The organism is Microbacterium sp. CPCC 204701, from assembly GCF_004010105.1.
Lineage (GTDB): Bacteria > Actinomycetota > Actinomycetes > Actinomycetales > Microbacteriaceae > Microbacterium.
The window spans coordinates 1-4,944 of sequence record NZ_RRYE01000224.1; the positions used below are offsets into that span (position 1 = coordinate 1).

Consider the following 4,944-nt stretch of genomic DNA (forward strand, 5'->3'; position numbering starts at 1 on the left):
CGCGCGGGCTGCGATCGCCGGCGTCCCGCGCCCTCGGGGTGTGCGATGACCCCCTCGCCGTGCTGGGCAGAGTGCTGGTGCTCGGGATGCCGTGGGCCACGGCATCCGTCGACCGCGCGCTCGTCCGCACGGGCTCGCAGGGCCTCGCAGACCTCGGCCTCGTGTCGGTCACCGGCGACGAGGTGCAGCCGGCCGCGGTGGTGCGGCCGCAGTCGTACGCGGACGCGACGGGGTCGGGGCAGTGGTGGATCGCGAGCGACCTCGACGAGGCGGCCCTCGGCGGACCGCTGCCCGAGGATCACGTGCTGGGTGTCGGCGGGGCCTCCCTCACCCTCGCCGGGCTGCAGCTGCCGACCCCCGCGCAGCGGGGACTCGATCTCGGAGCGGGGTGCGGGATCCAGGCCCTCCGCGCCCGCGCACACGTCGGCCACGTCGTCGCGACCGACATCTCGCGGCGGGCGCTCTCGTTCACGCGGCTGAACGCGCTGCTCAACGGCGTCGACCACGTCGAGACCCGGCTCGGCAGCCTCTTCGAGCCGGTCGCGGGCGAGACGTTCGATCGCATCGTCTCGAACCCGCCCTTCGTCATCACCCCGCGGGTGCCGGGAGTGCCCGCCTACGAGTACCGCGACGGCGGCATGGTCGGCGACGACCTTGTCGCGGCGTTCGTCGCGGGCGTCGGCGCGCACCTCGCGCCCGGCGGGATCGCTCAGCTGCTCGGCAACTGGGAGACGCGCGACGGCGTCGCCGGACTCGCCCGGGTGCGGGCGTGGGTCGATGCGTCGCCGGTGCCGTTGGACGCCTGGGTCGTCGAGCGGGAGGCGCTCGATCCGCTGTCGTACGCCGAGCTGTGGGTACGCGACGGGGGAACCCTGGTCGAGACACCCGGCTTCGCGAGGCTCGTCGACGCGTGGCTCGAGGACTTCGGCTCCCGCGGCGTGACCGAGGTCGGCTTCGGCTACCTGCTGCTGCGGCGCCCGTCGGCGGGCTCGCCGACGCTCGCGCGGTACGAGCACCTGCACACCGCGCTTCCCGGCGACGGCGTCGGAGGGCACCTCGCGGCGGCTCTGGACGCCCACGACGGGCTCGCGCGGCTCGACGACGACGGGCTCGCGGCATCCCTCCTCGTCGTCGCACCCGACGTGACCGAGGCCCGTCATCACCTGCCCGGCCAAGAGCACCCGACCGTCATCGAGCTGCGCCAGGGCGGCGGATTCGGGCGGTCACTGTCGATCGATCCCGGGCTCGCGGCGCTCGTGGGCGCGTGCGACGGCGACCTGCCGCTGGGCGTTCTCGTCGACGCCATCGCCGAGCTGATGGGAGTGGACGCCGCGGCACTGCGCGCCGACCTGCTTCCGCGTGCGCGGGAGCTGCTGTTCACCGGCTTCCTCCGCTTCGCGTGAGGCCGGCCGCTGTGCCGTGCCCGCGGCATCGGCGTGAAACGGCCGGGCCGGATCGCGTACTCAGGCGGCCGGGCGCGGCGTTCTGACGGTTGCGCCCGCCGCTTTCACGGTCGCCGACGCCGCGACGGGGGCCGGTAGGCCGCGGCGGCCTCGGTAGGCTGGAAGCCATGCTCAACATGGCCGAGGGCATCGCGCGCCTCGGCGCGCTTGCCGAGTCACCCGTCGTCGCCACGCTCGCCCGCGCCTTCGCCGACGCCGGCTTCGACCTCGCGATCGTCGGCGGTCCGGTGCGCGACGCGCTGATCGGCCGCGAGACGCACGATCTCGACTTCACCACCGATGCGCGACCCGACGACATCCTCCGCATCGTCACGCCCATCAGCAGGGTGCAGTGGGACATCGGCCGGGCGTTCGGCACCATCGGCGCGCGGGTGCACGGCGAGCAGGTCGAGATCACGACGTACCGCGCCGACAGTTACGACGGCGTCACCCGCAAGCCCACGGTCGAGTTCGGCGACACCATCGACGATGACCTGCTGCGCCGCGACTTCACGGTCAACGCGATGGCGCTGCGGGTTCCCGCCCGCACGCTGGTCGACCCGACGGGCGGTGTCGAAGACCTCGTGCGCGGGGTCCTGCGCACGCCGATCGACCCGCACGTGAGCTTCGGCGACGACCCCCTGCGCATGCTTCGCGCCGCCCGCTTCGCCTCGCAGCTCGGATTCGAGGTCGACCCGGTGACGGTCGATGCGATGACCGAGCTGCGCCGCACGCTCGAGATCGTCAGCCCCGAGCGCATCCAGAGCGAGATCGTGCGACTCCTCGCGACCGACGACCCGGTGCACGGCATCCGTCTGCTCGTCGAGACGGGTCTCATGGCGGAGTTCCTGCCCGAGATCCCGGCGCTGCAGCTCGAGGTCGACGAGCACCACCACCACAAGGACGTGTACGAGCACTCGCTGACGGTGCTGCGTCAGGCGATCGAGCTCGAGACGATGCGGAACCCGGATGCCCCCGCCGACGTCCCGCTGCGGCTCGCGGCGCTGCTGCACGACATCGGCAAACCGGCGACCCGGCGCCTCGAGCCCGGTGGCGGAGTCACGTTCTACCACCACGACATCACGGGCGCGCGCCTGGCCCGCAAGCGGCTGCAGGCACTGCGGTTCGACGCCGACACGATCGGCACGGTGACGCGGCTGATCGAGCTGCACCTGCGGTTCTTCGGCTACTCCGAAGGCGCGTGGACCGACTCGGCGGTGCGCCGGTACGTGCGGGATGCCGGTCCTGAGCTCGAGCGTCTGCACATCCTCACGCGGGCCGACGTGACGACACGCAACGTGCGCAAGGCCAAGCGGCTCTCGAGCGCCTACGACGACATCGAGCGGCGCATCGCCGAACTCGCCGCGCAGGAGGAGCTCGAGTCCATGCGCCCCGAGCTCGACGGCAACCGCATCCAGGAAGTGCTCGGAATCACCCCGGGCCGAGAGGTGGGCGAGGCCTACCGGTTCCTCCTCGACCTGCGCCTCGACGAGGGCATCGTCGGCGAGGCCGAGGCCGAGCGCCGGCTGAGGGAATGGTGGGCCGCGCGGGACTGAGCCGCCGAGCGGGGCCGGTCGCAGGGCAGGACTCCCCCTGGGCTGATCGGGACCTGCGCTCCGTCCCCGTCAGTCGGCGCGGGCCCGCAGCTCACGCACGCGAAGGTGACGGGCCACACGCTCGGCGAACGCCGGGCACCCGGCGGCGATCAGGGCATCGACCGGGGCGGCGCGGGGTCCGTCCGATCGTCGAGCCCCATCCTGCCGCCGGGCCACCTCGCGCACCGCGAGCGGGGCGCTGTCGTCCACGAGGCACAGGAACCGGTCGGGCGCGCAGACGTCGAACGGCAGGCGGTCGAGGTCGGTCGCGTCGCTGACCCGCGAGGTGAGCAGAACGTGCGCTCCACCCGACCGTGCAGGCTCGAGGGGCAGGTCGCTCGGATGGCCGTGGTCCAGGCCACGCCCGGAGGCCTCGGCGTCCACGACCTCGTCGAGCGTCGCCACCAGGAGCTCGAGGCGCCGCCTCGCCACTGGTCCTCGCGCGCCCGGATCTCGCGCGACCCACGCGCGGACGGCGCCTGTTGCGGCGTCGGAGGATGAATGCAGCTGAAACAGGCCGCCGGTCTCGTGGCGGAGCAGCACCAGCCATGCGTGCTGGGTGGGCGAGGCGAGGATGTCGGTGTCGACGAATACGCGTTGCAGCACCAGGTCAGGCTACCCAGCGTCGGTTACGAATCGGCTCCGAATTCCTGCTCGAGCTCCTGCAGAGCCTCGAGGGCTTCCCGCCGATCGTGAGCACGGGCTCGGCGCAGGGCGAGAACGTCGCTCGTCCGCAGGCGCGTGTGGCTTCCCACGGGCCTCGAGGGCAGCACGCCGCTGCGCACGAGCTTCATGAGAGTGGGCCGCGACACGCCGACGAGCTCGGCTGCTACGGACGTGGTGAGCTCTTCCGGCAGCGGCGTCACCGCCACGCCACCGCGCGACAGTCCGCGAAGCACCTGGAACAGGAACGCGCTCAGCTCGGCCGAGACCTCCACCCCTGCGCCGTCGTCGGCCGCGAGCCTGAACTGCGGCGACCGGATGCCGGAGGCTCGTTGTACGAGACCCGACGCCTGTTCTCGAAGGCCCTCTTCGACGAAAACCGTCCCGCTCGTCACCAACACCGTCATGAGGCCCCCCGACCCAGGACGCGCCGCAGAGTCCGGCGCTGTCGGCTTCCATGGTATCCGGTTGCATTTGCAGGTGCAGGCTTTGCGGATATATCTGTAACGCGCTAGCGTCCCCGGTATCGACCGACCGATGGATGGGACACGACACAGGTGGATGCGGAAGCGCTCAAGCGGACCTGGGCTCAGGTGGCCGCCCATGGGGACGCGGTACCCGGGTACTTCTATGCACATCTGTTCCTCGCACACCCGGAGGTGCGCGACCACTTCCCGGTGGCCATGGCGGCGCAGCGGGACCGGCTCGTCAAGGCGCTCGGGCACATGGTGAGCAATGTCGATCGCGTCGGCGATGTCGTCGGCTACATCGAGGATCTCGGCCGCGACCACCGCAAGTTCGGAACCATCGCCGACCACTACCCCGCGGTGGGCGCGTCGCTGCTGGCCACGCTGAAGCACTTCCTCGGCGACGCGTGGACCGCCGAGCTCGCCGCGGACTGGGCCGAGGCCTATGGGCTGATCGCCACCACCATGATCACGGCAGCGGAATCGGTCGAATCCGAGCCGGCGACCTGGAGCGCGGAAGTGGTCGCGACGGAGCGGCGAGGGATGGATGTCGGAACCGTCACCGTCCGGCCCGACGATCGATATCGCTACCAGGCGGGCCAGTCGATGGCGATCGAGATCCCGCAGCGTGCGCGCCAGTGGCGCTACCTGTCGCCGACCCACGCGCCGCGCGCCGACGGCACGATCACCTTCCACGTCCAGCTGGTCGCCGGCGGCCAGGTCAGCGGCGCGCTGCTGCGCGACCTGGCGCCGGGCGACCGCGTGCGGCTGGGCCCG

At 72.1% G+C, this 4,944-nt stretch carries 5 protein-coding genes; 3 read left to right on the forward strand and 2 right to left on the reverse strand.

Features of this window, described 5'->3' with window-relative positions:
• The coding region (locus tag EIO58_RS12405) for a methyltransferase (protein WP_164861674.1) at positions 1-1,403 on the forward strand (1,403 nt) is incomplete at its 5' end.
• Between the two features lie 167 nt (positions 1,404-1,570).
• Positions 1,571-2,998, forward strand: a complete 1,428-nt coding sequence (locus tag EIO58_RS12410; protein ID WP_127819801.1) for a CCA tRNA nucleotidyltransferase — start codon at positions 1,571-1,573, stop codon at positions 2,996-2,998.
• Between the two features lie 69 nt (positions 2,999-3,067).
• Here EIO58_RS12410 and EIO58_RS12415 read toward each other — a convergent pair whose 3' ends face one another.
• Both EIO58_RS12415 and EIO58_RS12420 read right to left on the reverse strand, forming a co-directional pair.
• Positions 3,068-3,643, reverse strand: coding sequence for a hypothetical protein (locus tag EIO58_RS12415; RefSeq protein ID WP_127819802.1), 576 nt, complete (start codon positions 3,641-3,643; stop codon positions 3,068-3,070).
• A gap of 23 nt (positions 3,644-3,666) precedes the next feature.
• On the reverse strand, positions 3,667-4,107 hold the full coding sequence (locus EIO58_RS12420) for a helix-turn-helix domain-containing protein (protein ID WP_164861675.1): 441 nt from the start codon (positions 4,105-4,107) through the stop codon (positions 3,667-3,669).
• A 150-nt stretch (positions 4,108-4,257) separates the two neighbouring features.
• Between EIO58_RS12420 and EIO58_RS12425 the strand changes: the two genes are divergently transcribed.
• The coding region (locus EIO58_RS12425; RefSeq protein WP_240658800.1) for a globin domain-containing protein at positions 4,258-4,944 on the forward strand (687 nt) is incomplete at its 3' end.

Excerpts from the sequence above, each read along its gene's own strand:
- EIO58_RS12410 (WP_127819801.1), top strand. The coding sequence starts at position 1,571 with ATGCTCAACATGGCCGAGGGCATCGCGCGCCTCGGCGCGCTTGCCGAG.
- EIO58_RS12420 (WP_164861675.1), bottom strand. The coding sequence starts at position 4,107 with ATGACGGTGTTGGTGACGAGCGGGACGGTTTTCGTCGAAGAGGGCCTT.